The following is a 17,194-nucleotide window of genomic DNA, read 5'->3' as shown; positions in this document are numbered from 1 at the left end:
GCGCGCCGCCGCAAGACCCCACCGGCCAATCTTCGACCGAGAACGAAACCCGATTCTGCCGGAGTCAGCGATTCGGGCCCGCTTCGTTCCGGACTCGTTCTGTTCTCCGGAGAGCGCCGCGACAATGGGCAATTCCGTTCTTCGCTGAAGCCATGCTCCCGCTCTAATCTCACAGTCACTCCGCTTGCCATCGCGGGACGCCTTGATCGGCGTCCCGCGATGGCAAGCGGCGACACGTCACGATCGGCTGCGACTTGATTCCTCCGCGCTCCCTACCCCCCTCGGTCCGCGCCAACGGCGTCACCGCGGTGCTGGGCCCGACCAATACCGGCAAGACCCATCTCGCGATCGAGCGGATGGTCGCCCATCCAACCGGCATGATCGGCCTGCCGCTGCGCCTGCTGGCGCGCGAGGTCTACCAGCGCGTCGTCGAGAAGGCCGGCGTCGATGCGGTCGCGCTCGTCACCGGCGAGGAAAAGATCAAGCCGGCGCGACCACGATTCTGGGTCTGCACCGTCGAGGCGATGCCGCGCGACCTTGCCGTCGACTTCGTCGCCATCGACGAAGTCCAGCTTGCCGCCGATCTCGACCGCGGCCATGTCTTCACTGACCGGCTGCTCAACCGGCGCGGCCGGGCCGAGACCATGCTGATCGGCGCCGGCACAATGAAGCCGGTGATCGAGCAGCTCATTCCCGGCGTCAATGTGGTGACGCGGCCGCGCCTGTCGCAGCTCATGTTCGCCGGCGACCGCAAGATCACGCGGCTCGCGCCGCGCTCGGCCATCGTCGCCTTCTCGGTCGAGGAGGTCTACGCCATCGCCGAGCTGATCCGGCGGCAGAAGGGCGGCGCGGCCGTCGTGCTGGGCGCGCTTTCGCCGCGGACGCGAAATGCCCAGGTCGAGATCTACCAATCCGGCGATGTCGACTATCTCGTCGCCACCGATGCGATCGGCATGGGGCTGAACCTCGATGTCGATCACATCGCCTTCGCGGCCGACAAGAAGTATGACGGCCATCATTTCCGCAAGCTCAACCCGGCCGAATTCGGCCAGATCGCCGGCCGCGCCGGGCGCCATCTGCGCGACGGCACCTTCGGCACCTCGGGCCGCTGTCCGCCCTTCGAGGCCGATCTCGTCGAGGCGATCGAGAACCACCGCTTCGAGCCGGTGCGGCAACTGCAGTGGCGCAATACCGATCTCGATTTCCGGTCCGTCGCACAACTTCTCGACAGCCTGAACCTGCAGCCGAGGGAAGCCGGCCTGACCCGCGCCCTGATCGCCGAGGACCAGACGACGCTCGAAATCCTGGCCCGGGATCCCGACGTGACGGCGCTGGCGCAGGGCCGGCCGGCCACCGAGCGGCTCTGGGAGGTCTGCGGCCTGCCGGACTATCGCAAGATAGCCCCACAGCAGCATGCCGACCTCGCGACGACGCTCTATCTGCGCCTGATGCGCCATGGCCGGCTCGATATCGACTGGTATCGGACGCAGCTTTCGGCGCTCGACCGCACCGATGGCGAGATCGATACCCTCTCCGCGCGCATCGCGCAGGTCCGTACCTGGACCTTCGTCGCGAACCGTCCGGACTGGTTGCCCGATCCTGAGCATTGGCAGGGGGTGGCGCGTCTTGTAGAGGACAAGCTCTCGGACGCTCTGCACGAGCGTCTTGCGAGCCGATTTGTCGACCGGCGCACCAGTGTGCTGCTGCGCCGTTTGCGGGAGAATGCGATGTTGGAGGCTGAGGTCACCGCGACGGGCGACGTGCTCGTCGAGGGCCAGCACGTCGGAATGCTGCAGGGCTTCCGCTTCACGGCGGACCCGAAGGCCGGCGGGCCGGAGGCGAAAGCCTTGAACATGGCCGCGATGAAGGCGCTCGGGGCCGAGATCGAGGCGCGTGCCGCGCGCGTCGTCCTCGCCGGCGACGATGCCTTCGTGCTGTCGCATGACGGTCTGCTGCGCTGGGTCGGCGAGCCGGTCGCGCGTCTGGTCGCCGGCGAAAAGGCGATCGAGCCGCGCCTGCGCCTGCTGGTCGAGGAGCATCTCGCCGGCCAGGCCCGCGAGCAGGTCGAGGGCCGGCTCCAGCTCTGGCTGAAGAATCACGTCACGCGCCTGCTCGGCGCGCTGCAATTGCTCGAGGATACGACCACGCTGACCGGCATCGCGCGGGGCATCGCCTATCAGGCGGCCGAATCGCTCGGCGTGCTCGAACGGACCAAGGTCGGCGAGGAGATGAAGGCGCTCGACCAGGAGGGCCGTGCCGCCCTGCGCCAGCTCGGCATCCGCTTCGGCGCCTTCCATCTCTATGTGCCCGCGTTGCTCAAGCCCGCGCCACGCGCGCTCGCCGCCCAGCTCTGGACCCTGAAGCACGGCTCACCCGAACAGGCTGGCCTCGACGACATCGCCCATCTCGCCGCCTCGGGCCGGACCTCCTTCCCCGTCGACAAGGCCGTTCCCAAGGGGCTCTACCGCGCCGCCGGCTACCGGGTTTGCGGCGAGCGGGCCGTGCGCGTCGACATCCTCGAACGCCTCGCCGACCTGATCCGCCCGGCGATCGCCTATCGCCCCGGCCTCACTCAAGGCGTGCCACCGACCGGCACGGCCGACCAGGACGGCTTCGTCGTGACCGGCGCGATGACCTCGCTCGTCGGCTGCGCCGGCGAGGATTTCGCCTCGATCCTGCGCTCGCTCGGCTACATCTCGACCAAGCGCCCCGGCCCGGCCATCACGGTTCCGCTGGCCGCGGCTCCGGCCAAGCCCGTCGCGGCAGAGCACGCCAAGGTGGAGGAAGAAGCCCGCGAGCAGCCTGCCGCCGATGCGGCGGCATCGAGCGAGGCGCAGCCGGAAGAAACCAGAGCCGAACCCGATGCCGCCGCACTGCTCGACCAGACGGCCGAGCCCGCATCGGCGGAAGAGGCGCCGGTGGCGGACGCCACCACCTCGGAAACGTCTGACGCCCCGATCGTGACGCAGGCGGAACTGGAGCCGGCACGCGAACCTGTTCCCGCCGATCTGATGTCCTCGCTCGCCCCGGCTCTGGCCGAGGCGGCGGCGGAAACGGACAGCGCGGAAGTGGCCGCCGCAGTCAGCACCGCTTCCGCCACGCCGGCCGAACCCGAATTGATCGAGGTCTGGCGCCCGCATCGTCATCAAGGCGGGCGCAGGCCCGAGCAAGGCCATCGCGGCCCGCGCGAGGGCGCAGGCGTGCCAGGCGAACGGCAGCCAAGCGGTCGCCGCGGCGACAGGCCCAATCGCGGCCCGCGTCCCGGCGGTCCGCGTCGCGACGGAGAGTCGCAGGTTCCCGCCACGGCGGCAGTCGAAGGCGGCGCGCCTCCCGCAGCTCGCCCCGAACGCGAGCCACGGCGCGACGAGCGGCCCCGTTCGGGCCAGCGCGGTCCGCGCCCCGAGGGCCCAGGTCGCTCCGAGCAGGCTCGTCCCGAACAGGGCCGCGGTCCCCGGCCGGACTTCAAGCGCGACGGCCGCCCCGGCGGCGGCGGCGGTGGCGGAGGACGCCGCGACGACCGTGGCGGCGAGCGCTTCCAGCAGCCGCCTCGGCCACGCCCGGCCGACCGCGAGCCTGATCCGGATTCGCCTTTCGCCAAGCTCGCCGCCCTGAAGGCGCAGCTCGAGGGCCGCAAGAACTGAGGACATGACCGTGCCCGGAGCCCGCACCGGTCGAATTTGCCGGGCAATCGGAACGGATCGGGCTCCGGGCGCATTCAGACAGCAGGCCGGATATGCGGGACGATCGGCAGCGCCTCGACAAATGGCTCTGGTTCGCGCGCTTCGCCAGGACGCGCACCGCCGCCGTGCGCCTGGTCGAGGACGGTCATGTCCGTGTCGAAGGACGCCGGATCGACAATCCGGCCCAGCCTCTGAAGCTCGGGGACGTGCTGACCCTCGCGCTTGCGCATGCGACCATCGTAGTGCGCCTGCTGTCGCTGGGGGAGCGACGCGGCCCTTACGAGCAGGCGAGACTGCTCTACGAGCGGCTGGACGAAGGCGGGCGCGGCGATCAGTCGCTTGCGGAGGACGACGGCGATGGCTAAAAATGCCTTTCGTTTGTATACAAATGAATTGCCTGCCCGGGGCAGCGAAACGTCCTTCTCCGGAACGCCTGATGAAGAGAAGCAACTGCTACTCGCCGGAGCCTAAACGGCCTTGAAACCTGAGCCCGCCAAGGGTTTATGGGGCCGGCGAGCAGACTGGAAGGACCTGCGACATGGCCTATGTGGTCACAGACAACTGCATCAAGTGCAAATACATGGATTGCGTCGAGGTTTGTCCGGTTGACTGCTTCTACGAAGGTGAGAACATGCTCGTCATCCATCCGGACGAATGCATCGATTGCGGCGTCTGCGAACCGGAGTGCCCTGCCGAAGCGATCAAGCCCGACACCGAACCGGGGCTGGAAAGCTGGCTGCAGCTCAATGCGAAGTATGCAGCGAGCTGGCCTAATATCAGTCAGAAGAAGGAGGCGCCGGCAGACGCCAAGGCTTTTGACGGTGTGCCTGGAAAGCTCGAGGCTCACTTCTCGCCAAACCCCGGCGAAGGCGATTAAAAATCAGGCAAAAAGACCGGCCAAGCCTGCGAAACAGTGTTAACCATTCCTGTGCCGCCGAGCACACGCTTGCCTGGAGCTTGCGTTTACCTTTGATTCGGCGTGTTTTTTATGCTACATAATAGCCTCAGTCGCATTCGTTCCGCATGCCCCTGCGAGGTTTCCACAATCGGGGCGCCCCCTAGAAAAGGATGACGAGAGCCGCCGGCATCAGTGCCGGAGCAATCGATGTCTTTGCTTGGCGGAGTGCAAGAGACGATCGGCTGAGGGAAGCGTGAGGCAGTGGGTGAAAATCCGCCTGCGTCAGGCGGAGTGTCTCCGGTCATCCGGCCAGAGATTGAGAATCGCGAGCCCGCGTCAAGCGGTCCGATCAGGAGTCGTAACGGCATGTCCACGGTGAAGAAAGCTGTTGTGCGCCAGGGGTTCAAGACCGGCGAGTACGTCGTCTACCCGTCCCATGGCGTCGGTCAGATCACGGCGATCGAGGAGCAGGAAGTCGCTGGCTTCAAGCTCGAGCTGTTCGTCGTCAGCTTCTCCAAGGACAAGATGACGTTGCGCGTTCCCACCGCCAAGGCCGCCAGCGTCGGGCTGCGCAAGCTCGCCGATGCCGAGAGCGTCGCCAAGGCCCTGACCACGCTGACCGGCCGCGCCCGCGTCAAGCGCACCATGTGGTCGCGCCGCGCCCAGGAATACGAGGCGAAGATCAACTCCGGCGATCTCGTCGCCATCGCCGAGGTCGTGCGCGACCTTTACCGCTCCGAGGCCCAGCCCGAGCAGTCCTATTCCGAGCGCCAGCTCTATGAGGCGGCTGTCGATCGCATGACCCGTGAGATCGCCGTCGTCGACGACGTTACCGAGACCGAGGCGCTGAAGAAGATCGAGGCCCAGCTCGCCAAGTCGCCGCGCCGTCCGGCCAAGGGCGAGGTTGTCGAAGCGGTCGATGGCGATGTCGAGAGCGACAACGACGATATTCAGGAAGAGGCCGCCTGATCCGGGCGACGTCTTTCAAAACCAAAAAGAACCCGGCGGGGACAACCGCCGGGTTCTTTCGTTCCGGCATCGCCCCCGATCCTAGACCGCTCCCGTCTCCGCCGCGAGGAAAGCGACCGAGCGCTCCCAGGCTTGCTTGGCAGCGGCGGCGTTGTAGCGCTCCGCGCTCGTGTCATTCAGGAAGGCGTGGTCGACATCCGGATACACGATAGCCTCGTGGCGGATTCCCGCGGCCTTCAGCGCGGCCTCGCATTCCGGCAGCGCCTGCACCAGGCGCGTATCGCGCGCCTGGTGCAGGATCAGCAAGCGCGGCTGCGATCGACGGCGGAGGCCTCGGCATCACTCATCGCGCCTTCGTGAAAAACACGCGCTTTGGGCCGGTGGGGATTACTCGGCAACGATCTTGTAGCGCTGGCCCGGCACGATCACGCCGCCGCGTTCGATGCCGTTCAGCACCATGAACAGCTCCTGCGCGCGATCCTGCTCCGGCATCCGCGCCGCCATGGTCGCGGGCGTATCCCCGGCGGCGGCCACCACCACCCGGACCTGCATCGGCCTCACCGTCTGCGCTTCCTCCGGGCTCAGCACGCGGAAGCTGGAAAGCAGCGCGCGCATCGGCCGCTCCGGATCGCCGCCGCCACGCGCCGCCAGGATGAAGCGGTAAACCCGGTTTCCGGCCTGGATGGCGGCGAGACGGAAGGTCCAGTCAGTGCCCTTGCCGACCGCGATCACCGCCGGCTGCCCGGCAATGTCGAGCGTCTCGACGGCCGTGGTCTCGACCCCGTCGATCCAGCCCGCCGCGACATAGGATTGCAGCGTCTGGTCTGGTTTCAGCGTCACCGAGTCGAAGCGCAGCGCCTGGGCCCCGTTGGCGCTGACGCCGATCACCATGTCGCGCGCGGCCTCCAGTCCGAAGCCATCGGGCGCCGTGAAGCCGATGCGCAGCGCGCTGTTCAGATAGCGCCGGCCGCGCACGACCCCGTCGCGGGGATCGTCGCCATAGGCGATGCCGTCGATCGCCGACAGCCAGCGGCCGGCATCGCGCTCGCCGATCCCGGGCGCACCGATCTGGCGCGCCGCAGCCGTGACGGCAGCGATCCGCTCGGGTGTCTGCGGGTGGCTCGACAGGATATCGAGACGCTTGTCGTCGGGGCTCTGGTTCTGGCCAGTGTTGCGAAAAGCGGTGTTGCGCCCGAGCGCGACCAGAAAGCGACCGGCGCCGTAGGGATCATAGCCGGCGCGCGAGATATTTCGGACACTGATCTGGTCGGCGGTCAGTTCCTGCTGCCGCGAGAACTTGGCGAGCGAGAGCTTCGAGCCGGCCTGAACGGCCGCGCCCTGCGCCGGATCCTTCAACACCTGCGAGACAACCTGGCTTACCAGCGCCGATTCCAGCTCGCGCTCGGCCCGCTCGACGGCATGCTGCGCCGTGACATGGGCGATCTCATGGGCGAGGACGGAGGCGATCTCGGCGGTATCGTTGGCCAGCGTCAGCAAGCCGCGCGTTACGTAGAGCCGGCCATTGGGGAGCGCGAAAGCGTTCACGGCAGGCGAATTGAGGATGGTGATCTCGTAGGAGCCGATCTGGCCCTCGCCGGCCTTCGACAGCCGCTGCACGACCTCGTCCAGCGCCGCCCGCGCCCTCGGCGCCCGGTACTCGCCGCCGAAGGCGGAGAGCAAGCGCTGATGCTCGCTCTCCGAGGCGCGCTGCATCGTGCTGACACGCGGCGCGATCTCGCCACCGGCCGCGTTCTGCGAGGGCAGCAGCGGGCTCTGGTCGCTGGTGCAGGCAGCAAGCAGCAGGGCGTGAAGCGCGAGCGCAGCCAACCTCTGGGAAGAAAATGGAAATCCGTGTCGCCGGAACACCAGCATGCCGTCAGTCGACCAGTTCCAGCGCGAGCTTCGATGTCACGTCGAGCAGCAGCCCGTCCCCGCCGGAGAGGACGCCGCGCGCCCGCAAGCGTTTACCGCTGACCCCGCTCGCGGTCCAGCCATCATCCTGCATCTCGCGCCACAGCCTCTTAGACAGCACGATCGACGCGGCCTCCCCACGCCGGCGCGAAAAATTCAGATAGGTCCGTTGCGCGCGCTCGCCGACGGAGGCGATCCGCCCCTCCAGCAGCACGAGACGCCCCTCTTGCGCCTTGAGCGCGGCAATATCATGACCAGCGATGGCCGGTTCGTCCGCCGCAGCGACCGGCGCCGGCGGCGTTGCCCGGGGCGGCATTTTTCCCCGCTGCACGCCGGCTTGCGCAATGCGCGCTCCGCCGCAGCGGGCCGGCCTCGGCTCCGGCAGCGGCAAGGCCATCCCCTCGCTCAAGAGCGCGGCTGCAAGCTCGCGCGGCGCCGGACTGGTCACCTCGACGGCATCATAGAGCCTTGCCGGCAGGCGACCCCAGCGATCGGGCTCGCCGAGCAGGACAAGGCGCAGATCACGCTCGCGCCAGCGGCCGATCCCGACCGCGAACCGAACTGCCTCGGCATCGTCCTGTCGCGGTGCGATGCCGACCAGGCGAAGCCGCCGCCCATCCGCGAGCACGAGGTCGCCGGACCCGTCCAGTCCCGACAAGCGCACGAGCGGGCTGTCGGGCCCAAGCTCGGAACAGACATCGCCCGCAGCAACCGCCCCGACGAGGAGCGGCAACACGAGAAACGACACAAGAAGAGGCTTCACCGGCATGGCGTTTATGCTACACGGTTTGGCGCACGTCCCGGTAGCTCAGCAGGATAGAGCAACGGTTTCCTAAACCGTAGGTCAGGGGTTCGAATCCCTTCCGGGACGCCAATACTCTTTTCGAGAGCCTTGCGTGGTGGCCGGGCAGCGGGCCTTCCTGGGCCGATGCGAGCACTGCCTCGGCCATGCCCACACCGGCAGGCCGCTCGCGACCGGCTGACTTCGTGCAGGACCCGGTGTGCAAGGCCCGGCGCGACAGATATCGATGTGCCCGAGGGCGCGCGCGACCACCGCGTTGCGGTTGCCATGAGCCACCTCGGGCACTGACCTACTTGAAATACCAATATGATCTCTGCACCCAAGACCGGGCGCCAAATACCAGTAAGCGGATAATTCTCGCCAGGACGGCAATTCGAGCGTTTCCTGGCCAAAACAATATTACGCGCCGCCGAAGCGCTGGGCCCAGCGCGCCGCGCGCCATTGCAGCCTTCAGGGGTGCGAGGTGGTGACGCACCACCGCCTCGCACCGTCAGACCTCAAACGAGGGTGATGGCCTCGTATCCGAGTGCGGCGTTGATGTCTGCGATCGAGGTGAACGTGTCACCGCCGGACACGCCATCGATCTGGATCGCGCCGAAGCCGAAATCCAGAACGACGCTCGGGCCGGAATCATCGACCGTCACCACCACTGTCGTCGGATCGACGACATCGACGACGATCACGTCTTCATCGCCGACATCGAGATCGGTGACCTCGTCATCGCCGAATGGATTGTCGGCACCGTCGCCGAAATTGAAGGTGTCGGTGCCGTCACCACCGGTCAGCAGATCGTCACCGGCCTCGCCATAAAGGTCATCGGCACCGGCGCCGCCGTCGAGATCGTCATCACCTTCTCCGCCGTGGATCTCGTCGCCTCCGGCGTCGCCCGCGATCTCGTCGTCGCCGGCATCGCCCCACAACGTATCGGCAGCGGCGCCGCCAGTGATGGTGTCGTCTCCATCACCGCCATTGGCCGTATCCGCGCCGGCCCCGCCGTCGATCGTGTCGTCGCCGGCATCGCCGTCGAGCGTGTCCGCGCCCGCGCCACCAGCCATCACGTCGTCGTCATTGCCGCCCTCGAGGGTGTCGTCGCCGTCGCCGCCATCCATGGTATCGTTGCCGTTGCCGCCGCTCAACGCGTCGATCCCGGCTCCGCCATTCAGGGTATCATCCCCCGCGTTGCCTTCCAAGGTGTCGTCGCCGTCGCCGCCGTTCAACTCGTCGTCGCCGGCGTTGCCTTCCATGGTGTCGTTGCCGGCATCGCCGTTCAGCGTGTCGTCGCCGGTGCCGCCATTCATCGTGTCGTTGCCGTCGCCGCCGTTCAGGGTGTCATCGGCGAAGCCACCACTCATGACGTCGTCACCGGCGTCCCCGTTCAGCGTGTCGGCCCCGGCGCCACCATCCATGGTGTCGTTGCCCGCACCGCCGTTCAGGGTGTCGAGGCCTGCGGCGCCGGTCAGGACATCGTCGCCATCGCCACCATTGACGATGTCGTCGCCGGCGCCGCCATCGACGGTGTCGTTGCCGGCATCGCCCGACAGGTCGTCATCGCCGGCATTGCCGTTGACGATATCGTCGTCGTCGCCGCCGCTCATCGTGTCATCGCCGGCATTGCCGTTCAGCGTGTCGGTGCCGACGCCGCCGAGAACAGAGTCGTCGCCTGCTCCGGCATTGACGACATCGTTGCCGCCATCGGCGTCGATCGTGTCATTGCCGGCGAAACCGCTAATGATGTCGTCGCCACTGGTGTCAGGAGGGGGGATGACGTCGGGGCCGGCCGTACCATTGATGATAGCCATAGCGGTACTCCCTGATTAGACGTGGACCTCGCAGAGGCACAGTTCCGCGATTGCGCGGAGTCATGCGCATCGAGATCGATCAGCACGGATCGAAAAACCTGCGAAGGTGATGGACGCTAGGGAGAGGCTGGGGGGTGGCGCAATCCCCATTTGGATACAAAAAGCTCATGCATGCAGAGGTTATTCTGCCGAGATCCCGCAAAGCTCATCGATTTACCTTTAGGAAAGCATAGAAATACACCTGACTGATGGCGTAGAAGGCCATTCGGACAAACTCATCTGAACAGGCTCGGCGCAGCTATCCGCCTGAGCGCCGAAGCCGTCGGACGCCTGGAAACCGGACCGTTGCGCCGCGTCGGGCCCTGCGCTCGCCAAACGCCGGACTCCATTTCTGTCACCAAATGGGGATTATGATGGAGGGTGACCTTCCCTAGCTTCGCTTGCCTGCGTTCACGCTGGCCCCGGCCGGCCGCGACGCGCCACAGCTTCGATGACTGTGGCCATAAACAATGGGGCAGGCCGAAACCACGGGAGGCGAAGTCATGGCGACGATGGCGCGGGCAATGTTTCGATTGCCGATATCAATGCGATTGCGAGTTCCGAAGAGATGCAGATCGCTTTGAAATCAAAAATTTTCTCAGAAGTGAGTCGGGGCATGATTACGTCCGAAAATTGATTCTAAGCTTTCGGCATCATGCTCTGGTGACGTGGAATCGATAATTTTTCCAGTCCCGAGGATACATGTCCGACGCGTCTGCAGGTCGTACGACTTCAGGGGGCAATCGCAGAATCGCTGCCGAGACCGCCAGATTGAGAGGTCGCACTCTCTTCATGGCGCTCCCGGGACGGCCGGCGTTGCTGTGGGTGGTCGTCTTCAGCGTCGCCATCAACGCGCTCCTGCTGGTCCTGCCATTCTACTCGATCCAGGTTTTCGACCGGGTCATCACCAGTGGCAGCATCGAGACGCTGGTTGGATTGACGCTTCTTGCCGTCGTGGCGCTTGGCTTCAGCTCGTGCTTCGAGGTGCTTCGCAATCGATTGCTTGGCCGCTTTGCTGTTGGCTTCGAGCAGTTCCTCGCCCCTCTCGTGCTCAAGGCATCGATCATCGACCCGGCCAGGCGGAGCGAGGCCGGCAGCCATGACATGGTCCGGGTGCGCGAACTCAGGAACATTCTGTCGAGCGGCACCGTCGTGACCCTGATCGACGCGCCATTCCTGCCGGCCTTCATCGTCGTGTTGTACCTTGTCCATCCCTGGTACGGGTCGATTGCGCTGATCGGCTCCCTGATCCTGGTGCTGCTGGCAGTGGTGAGCGGGCGCGTGGCGCGCTCCGAACTGGCGCAGGCATCCGGCACTGCGATCCGCGCTCAACGTGCCCTCGACGGCATCGTCCGGCATGCCAATCTCGTCCGCGCCATGGGCTGGACCCATGGAGCCGTCCGCGAATTCGTCCGGCTCAACGACGAGGCACTGGTGCCTGTGGTCAAGGCGAATGAGCGCGTCGCCCTGATTGCCTCCGTCGCACGCATGGTCAGGGTCGTCCTCCAGGTTGCAGCCATCGGGGCCGGCGCCTGGCTCGTGCTGCAGAACGAGGTTCTCAGCGGCAGCATGATGGCGAGTTCGATCATCATCAGCCGCACGCTCGCGCCGATGGAGCACCTCGTTGCGGGATTGCGCACATTGACCTCGGCGCGGGAAGCCTGGGCTCATGTCTGCGGGGCGACTGCTTCCGCTCTGAGGAGCCAACGCAGGACGCTGCTGCCGCCGCCTCTGGGCGCGCTCGATCTCAGCGCGGTCACCTTTCGCAACCAGAACGCCAGGCGGCCGGCACTGGCCGGCATCACCTTCCGCTGCGCTCCGGCGAGCGTCGTCGTGGTCATCGGTCCCACAGGGGCCGGCAAGTCGACGCTTCTGCGCATGATCGCGGCCCTCGACAAGCCGACCCTGGGCACGATCCGGCTGGATGGCGCCTCGCTCGAGAATTGGGACCCGGATCAACTCGGACGCTATGTCGGCTACCTGCCGCAGGACGTCGAACTGCTGGGCGGCACGGTCGCCGAAGCGATTGCCGGCTTCGATGAGATGGCGACGGATGACGACGTGGTCGCCGCCGCCGAGCAGGCCAATGCTCACCAGATGATCCTGGCACTGCCGAACGGCTATGACACCGAAATCGGCCGGGATGGCAGCAAGCTGTCGGGCGGACAGCGCCAGCGCATCGGATTGGCCCGCGCCCTCTTCGGCAAGCGCAAGCTGATCCTGCTCGACGAACCCAACTCCAATCTGGACCCGGATGGCGAGGAGGCCCTGTGCGCGGCGATCAGGCAGGCGAAGGCCCGCGGAACGACCCTGATCATCGTCACGCATCGTCCCCGTCTCTTTACCGTCGCGGATCTGGTCCTGTTCCTGCGGGACGGGGTCCAGGTCGCCTTCGGGCCGCCCGGCGAAGTGCTGCCGCAGACCATGGCCGGCGCCACGCCAATGCGGCACGCGCGTCCGGCTGCCGACGAGAAGCCCAAGACGATAAAGCGCAGCGCAATCACGCCCGAGATCATCGAGAGGAGGCGCTGATGCCGGGCCTCAACCTCCAGCCCCGGTCGCGATGGGTGCCGAGCGTCGTGCATGGCGGCCTGCCCGCCCCGGCAGACAGGGGCACGCTCGCCCACCTCGAGGAGACGCCGGAACGCCCTCGGGCCGCCACGAGGCCGCTCGTCCTGTGGGGATGCGCGCTCGTGATCCTGCTTTTCGGCATCTTCGGCATCTGGGCCGGAACCGTGCCGCTCGCCAGCGCGGTCATCGCGCCGGGTGTGGTCAAGGTCGTGTCGCAGCGCCGCTCTGTGCAGCACCTCGAAGGCGGAATCGTCAAGTCCATCCTTGTCCGCGAAGGCGATCAGGTCGAACAGGGTCAACTCCTCGCACGGCTCGACACCACACAGATCGAAGCCAACCTCGGCGTGCTCGAAACCAAGCTCTTCGCCGACCTCGCCATGGAGGCTCGTCTCGAGGCGGAACAAGCCGGCGCTGCGGCGGTTTCGTTCTCCCGCGAACTGCACGTCGATCCGGCAAACCGGGAGGCGCAGGCGTCGATGGCGACCCAGCTCTCCGAATTCGCTGCGCGGGCCGCTTCGCTCCAGGGGCAGCGCAACCTGATCGACCAGCAGACGCTGCAGCTCGACGATGCAATCCGTGGCCTCCAGAGCAGTTCCAGAGGCCTGGAACGGCAGCTCGCCTATCTTCGTGAGGAGATCAAGGATTCGGACTTTCTTCTGTCGAAGGGCCTCGCCCGGAAGCCCAAGGTTCTCGCTCTCAAGCGCGCCGAAGCCGACGCTGAAGCGCAGATCACGACGAACGCCTCCTCCATGGCCCAGTCAAAGGGCAAGATCGCCGAACTCGCCGACAAGCGCCGCCAGCTCCTCTATGATTGGCTCCAGGATATCGCCAGGCAGCGTCACATGGCACGCGAACGCATCGCCGACACACGGCATCGTATCGCGGCAGCGCGGGACATCCTCCTTCGGAGCGAGGTCAAGGCACCCGAAAGGGGGATCGTGGTGGGGCTCAACACAAGGAGTTTGAATGCTATACTGGCGCCCCGTGAAACCCTGCTCGACATCGTTCCGACGCAGGATCGCCTGATCGTGGAGGGCGAGGTCAAGCCAGTCGATCGCAACGAGGTGCGGCTCGGGCAGCCGGCTCGCATCCGTATCGTCGCTTTCAACGCAAGACGCACCCCCATGCTCGCCGGCTCGGTCACCATGGTTTCAGCCGATGCGCTCACCGAACCAAGATCGGGCAAGTCATTCTACAAGGCCGAGGTCGATCTCCAGCAAACGCCGGAACTCGCCTCCTACATCACCTCGCTTCAGCCGGGCATGCCGGTCGAAATCTTCATCGAGACCGGTCAGCGGACTTTCGCGGAATATCTGCTGCAGCCGCTGATGGTCCGTATGCATCGCGCTTTCAAGGAGGGCTGAACAAGCCGACTGGCGATCAAACCAGCGAGGGAGGAACCGATGTTGCGGGACGATTCCACCACCCCGGCACAGCCGGGCAGGGCGGGGGCGGCGATGCTTCTCGCCCTCGAAGCCTTCGGACGGGCGATGCTCGGGCTGCTCGAGTGCAAGCGATGCTTCGTCCTCACGCTGTCCCGATCCAGCGGATTCGCCGGGCAGGCGGTTCGCGTCGGCTTCGACAGCAAGGTGCAGCCGTCCGCGGATGTGATCACGCGTCTGGCACATCGGTCGCAGTGGCAGAGCGGCAGCCTGTTCGCCATCGACCCTGCCGATACGCTGGTCACGGAACTGCTCGGCAGGGAGCCGGACGAGCCCGTCCACGCGCTGGCGGGGCGCCTGCCTGCGGGTGACGGGAACGATCTGGTTTTCCTGGCCGGCTGGCGATCGCTCCCCTTCTCGGCCACGGAGATCGCCTGCGTCTCACGGGCGGCGAGCATCATATGGGCAACGACCCAGGGCTTCACGCAGCATCGATCCGAGGATCTGAGTCTGGACAAGATCGTGGACGAACTGGCCTTTCCCGCATTCACCGTGGATCACAAGATGCGGGTCCTCGAAACCAACGACGCCGGGCGACAATTGCTGATGGCGAAGAGTCCGGTTCGCCTAGACCACGGCGCCCTCACCGGCCCGAACTCGCTCGTCAACAGCCTGATGCAGCAGGCGCTTCGCGACACCGCGGCGTCTCGCTCCGAGCGGACCTGGGCGAACACTATCATCCCGCTGTCGACGGACCACCGCTCCTTTGCCTTCGCCTGGATCGGCGCCGCGCCGACCGAATGGCATATGGACCGATTGCTCGTCATCATCCCGCAGATCGATCCGGCCGCTGGAGCCAAGCGCATCGCCACCGCCTTTCGCCTGCCCTGGGCGGAGGAAAGGATCGTGCTGCGTATTCTGCGCGGCGAACCGCCCTGGCGGATCGGGCGGAGCCTCGAGCTGACCGAGGCGACGGTCAGGACCTATATCAAGCGCATCATGCTCAAGCTCGGCATCAATCGCCAGATCGAGTTCTTCCTGCTCTATATTCTAACGCTGTCGCCCTTTGTCGATGGCTTCCGGGATCAGCTTCTTCCGGATGAGATGAGTGCCCGCGATCCGTGCGCCAGGCTGGATCGGTCACGCCATGACGGAGCTTGATCGCACGACCGGGCCCAGTAGCTTGCGCGCAGCCGGGCCCGCCTTCCTGCTCGTTTTAGCAACCTGCGCGATGGGGCAAGAGCCGCCCCTTTTCGGGATGCCGGTCGCATGCGAGGTGGGGCGTAGCTGCTTCATCCAGAACTATGTCGATTCCGATCCCACACCCTCGGCCCGCGACTATGCCTGCGGCAGCCGGTCCTATGACGGTCACAACGGCACGGATTTCCGCCTGACGACCATGGCCGCGCAACTCGCCGGGGTCGATGTGCTGGCCGCCGCCGATGGCCGGGTTCTCCGGCGCCGCGACGGGATGGCGGACGTGTCCGTCCGCGAAGCCGGCAGGGCCGCTGCGATACAGGGTTCCGAATGCGGCAATGCCGTCGTCCTGGAACACAATGATGGCTGGCAGACGCAATATTGCCATATGGCGCGCGACAGCCTGCGCGTGCAGCCGGGCGATCGGGTCAAGGCAGGCCAGGCCATCGGGCGGATCGGCCTCTCCGGCCAGACCGAATATCCGCATCTGCACTTCATCGTCCGCCATCGCGGAGAGATCGTCGACCCCTTCGCCTTCGGTGCCCCGCCCGGCTCCTGCGGGGGTGGCCGGAGCCTTTGGCAGCCCTCCCTGCGGCCCCATCTCGACTACAGGCAACGGGCAGTCCTGAATGAGGGGTTTGCCACCGCCGCGGTGACGATGGCGATGCTGGAGGCGGGTGATGCCGAGCGGCAGCAGCCCGGCATGGATACGCCCGCGCTCGTTGCCTATGTCCGCGGGATCGGCCTCAGAATCGGCGACGTCCAGTCGTTGATCGTAAAAGCGCCTTCGGGCCAGACCCTCGTCGAGAAACGAGCCCAGCCGCTCGAGCGCGACCAGGCGCAGACGCTCATCTTCGCTGGGTCCAGGAAACCGGCCGGCGGCTGGGATCGAGGCACTTACCAGGCCAGCTATGTAGTTCTCAATGAAGGCAAGCTCGTTCTGGAGCGAAGCTTCGACATCCATCTTCGATAGAACCGCGAGGCGCAATCCGTCGCCAGGCCGTCGCTCCTCGCAGTGCATCGCCTCGGCGCTTACTCGGCGGCCAGCGGCAGGCGCTGCTGACGCAGCTCGGGATGTTCGTGAAACGGCTGCAGCGGCGTCATCCAGCGGCGCATCGTCTCCGCCGCATCGATCCTGGCCGAAAACGGGTCCCGGCCATGCACCGTCCAAGCGATCGCGCTGTTCAGTTCGAGCAGGCCCCAGGCACCCGCCGCTTCCGGCAGCGTCGTGAAGCTCTCGGTCAGTGACTGCAGCGTCAGATGCGGAATGCCGTCGACGGTCGTGAGGGTGTTCCAGTGGACATGGCCGGAGAGGCAGACCACCGGCACGCGAGCCCGTCGCAGCACGGCGCGAGCTCGTTCCGCGCCCGGATAGGTCGAGAATTCGGGATTGCGCTCGAAGTAATAGTTCCCGGTCTGGGCGTGCCCCGAGATCGGAACATGGCTCACGATCGCCAGGGGGCGATCGGCCGCCTCGACCGTGCCGGCGAGCCAGAGCAGGTCCGCCTCGCGCAGGATGAAGCCGCCGGGCCGATGGATCTTGGAGTCGGCCGCCCAGATCACGAGGCGCCAGTCGCCGAGATCGACGACCCGATGGCCGAGCCCCTGACCCAGGATCGCCTCGTTTTCGGCGACGGACAGATGATCGCGGTCATGGTTGCCGCAGAGATGGAAGCGCGGCGCCGCGATCGGTGCAAAGGCTTCGGCGACCTCATGCTCCAGCCTCAGATCGGTCGCGTGATCGCGATCGGAGATGCGGTCGCCGAGATCGATGACGGCATCGGGCCTGGCGTCCGCGACGAAACGACGGAATTCCGCCATGAGCGGCAGCGCCTGTACGCCGACCTTGGTGAAGCTGTTCTCGCCATGATGGATATCGGCGACGAAGGCGAGGCGAAGGGCTTTGCTCATGGCGAGGCTCGGCAGGGTTGAGTAACTTGGAAAGG

The 17,194-nt window shown here is 66.3% G+C and carries 13 protein-coding genes and 1 tRNA gene; 9 read left to right on the top strand and 5 right to left on the bottom strand.

Annotation, left to right across the window (positions count from 1 at the left end; all coding sequences use genetic code 11):
• Positions 1–257: 257 nt before the first annotated feature.
• The 4 genes from AC1RMY_RS21340 to AC1RMY_RS21325 all read left to right on the top strand — a co-directional run bounded on the left by AC1RMY_RS21340 (position 258) and on the right by AC1RMY_RS21325 (position 5,547).
• On the top strand, positions 258–3,641 hold the full coding sequence (locus tag AC1RMY_RS21340) for a helicase-related protein (RefSeq protein ID WP_492868197.1): 3,384 nt from the start codon (positions 258–260) through the stop codon (positions 3,639–3,641).
• Positions 3,642–3,733: 92 nt separating this feature from the next.
• Positions 3,734–4,045 carry an RNA-binding S4 domain-containing protein gene (locus AC1RMY_RS21335; RefSeq protein ID WP_492867951.1) on the top strand — a complete coding sequence of 104 codons (312 nt, stop codon included), beginning with the start codon at positions 3,734–3,736 and terminating at the stop codon, positions 4,043–4,045.
• Positions 4,046–4,218: 173 nt separating this feature from the next.
• On the top strand, positions 4,219–4,557 hold the full coding sequence (gene fdxA / locus AC1RMY_RS21330; RefSeq protein ID WP_492867949.1) for a ferredoxin FdxA: 339 nt from the start codon (positions 4,219–4,221) through the stop codon (positions 4,555–4,557).
• A gap of 387 nt (positions 4,558–4,944) precedes the next feature.
• Positions 4,945–5,547, top strand: coding sequence for a CarD family transcriptional regulator (locus AC1RMY_RS21325; protein ID WP_492867947.1), 603 nt, complete (start codon positions 4,945–4,947; stop codon positions 5,545–5,547).
• Between the two features lie 81 nt (positions 5,548–5,628).
• Here the strand turns inward: AC1RMY_RS21325 and AC1RMY_RS21320 are convergent, their stop codons facing one another.
• From AC1RMY_RS21320 to AC1RMY_RS21310, 3 genes are all read right to left on the bottom strand, one after another.
• On the bottom strand, positions 5,629–5,853 hold the full coding sequence (locus AC1RMY_RS21320) for a dienelactone hydrolase family protein (RefSeq protein WP_492867945.1): 225 nt from the start codon (positions 5,851–5,853) through the stop codon (positions 5,629–5,631).
• Positions 5,854–5,934: 81 nt separating this feature from the next.
• Positions 5,935–7,374: a M48 family metalloprotease gene (locus AC1RMY_RS21315; RefSeq protein WP_492867943.1), complete on the bottom strand. Its 1,440-nt coding sequence runs from the start codon at positions 7,372–7,374 to the stop codon at positions 5,935–5,937.
• A gap of 49 nt (positions 7,375–7,423) precedes the next feature.
• The gene (locus AC1RMY_RS21310; protein WP_492867941.1) at positions 7,424–8,227 is read right to left on the bottom strand and encodes a hypothetical protein; all 804 of its coding nucleotides are present in this window, start codon (positions 8,225–8,227) and stop codon (positions 7,424–7,426) included.
• Between the two features lie 28 nt (positions 8,228–8,255).
• On the opposite strand from AC1RMY_RS21310, the gene AC1RMY_RS21305 reads away from it, so the two are divergent.
• Positions 8,256–8,332, top strand: a tRNA-Arg gene (locus tag AC1RMY_RS21305).
• Positions 8,333–8,757: 425 nt separating this feature from the next.
• Here the strand turns inward: AC1RMY_RS21305 and AC1RMY_RS21300 are convergent.
• Positions 8,758–10,059 carry a calcium-binding protein gene (locus AC1RMY_RS21300; RefSeq protein WP_492867939.1) on the bottom strand — a complete coding sequence of 434 codons (1,302 nt, stop codon included), beginning with the start codon at positions 10,057–10,059 and terminating at the stop codon, positions 8,758–8,760.
• Positions 10,060–10,890: 831 nt separating this feature from the next.
• On the opposite strand from AC1RMY_RS21300, the gene AC1RMY_RS21295 reads away from it, so the two are divergent.
• From AC1RMY_RS21295 to AC1RMY_RS21280, 4 genes are all read left to right on the top strand, one after another.
• Positions 10,891–12,630 (top strand): type I secretion system permease/ATPase, encoded by a 1,740-nt coding sequence (locus AC1RMY_RS21295; protein ID WP_492867937.1) that lies wholly within the window; start codon positions 10,891–10,893, stop codon positions 12,628–12,630.
• Positions 12,630–14,033, top strand: a complete 1,404-nt coding sequence (locus AC1RMY_RS21290; RefSeq protein WP_492867935.1) for an HlyD family type I secretion periplasmic adaptor subunit — start codon at positions 12,630–12,632, stop codon at positions 14,031–14,033. The genes AC1RMY_RS21295 and AC1RMY_RS21290 overlap by 1 nt, the downstream gene beginning before the upstream one ends.
• 126 nt (positions 14,034–14,159) lie before the next feature.
• Positions 14,160–15,212 (top strand): helix-turn-helix transcriptional regulator, encoded by a 1,053-nt coding sequence (locus AC1RMY_RS21285; protein WP_492867933.1) that lies wholly within the window; start codon positions 14,160–14,162, stop codon positions 15,210–15,212.
• On the top strand, positions 15,160–16,221 hold the full coding sequence (locus AC1RMY_RS21280; protein WP_492867931.1) for a M23 family metallopeptidase: 1,062 nt from the start codon (positions 15,160–15,162) through the stop codon (positions 16,219–16,221). The genes AC1RMY_RS21285 and AC1RMY_RS21280 overlap by 53 nt, the downstream gene beginning before the upstream one ends.
• Positions 16,222–16,280: 59 nt before the next feature.
• Here AC1RMY_RS21280 and AC1RMY_RS21275 read toward each other — a convergent pair whose 3' ends face one another.
• Complete coding sequence (locus AC1RMY_RS21275; RefSeq protein WP_492867930.1) at positions 16,281–17,159, bottom strand: metallophosphoesterase family protein; 879 nt, start codon at positions 17,157–17,159, stop codon at positions 16,281–16,283.
• Positions 17,160–17,194 lie beyond the last annotated feature (35 nt).

The organism is Allobosea sp. GW822-FHT03F07, assembly GCF_058801345.1.
Note: the sequence above shows the minus strand (reverse complement) of the source record. Positions and strands in the feature narration are given on the sequence as shown.

Bases quoted from the DNA above. Each gene is read 5' to 3' on its own strand.
- fdxA (WP_492867949.1), top strand. From the start codon at position 4,219: ATGGCCTATGTGGTCACAGACAACTGCATCAAGTGCAAATACATGGAT.
- AC1RMY_RS21310 (WP_492867941.1), bottom strand. From the start codon at position 8,227: ATGCCGGTGAAGCCTCTTCTTGTGTCGTTTCTCGTGTTGCCGCTCCTC.
- AC1RMY_RS21275 (WP_492867930.1), bottom strand. From the start codon at position 17,159: ATGAGCAAAGCCCTTCGCCTCGCCTTCGTCGCCGATATCCATCATGGC.
- AC1RMY_RS21335 (WP_492867951.1), top strand. From the start codon at position 3,734: ATGCGGGACGATCGGCAGCGCCTCGACAAATGGCTCTGGTTCGCGCGC.
- AC1RMY_RS21300 (WP_492867939.1), bottom strand. From the start codon at position 10,059: ATGGCTATCATCAATGGTACGGCCGGCCCCGACGTCATCCCCCCTCCT.
- AC1RMY_RS21290 (WP_492867935.1), top strand. From the start codon at position 12,630: ATGCCGGGCCTCAACCTCCAGCCCCGGTCGCGATGGGTGCCGAGCGTC.
- AC1RMY_RS21295 (WP_492867937.1), top strand. From the start codon at position 10,891: ATGGCGCTCCCGGGACGGCCGGCGTTGCTGTGGGTGGTCGTCTTCAGC.
- AC1RMY_RS21325 (WP_492867947.1), top strand. From the start codon at position 4,945: ATGTCCACGGTGAAGAAAGCTGTTGTGCGCCAGGGGTTCAAGACCGGC.
- AC1RMY_RS21285 (WP_492867933.1), top strand. From the start codon at position 14,160: ATGCTCGGGCTGCTCGAGTGCAAGCGATGCTTCGTCCTCACGCTGTCC.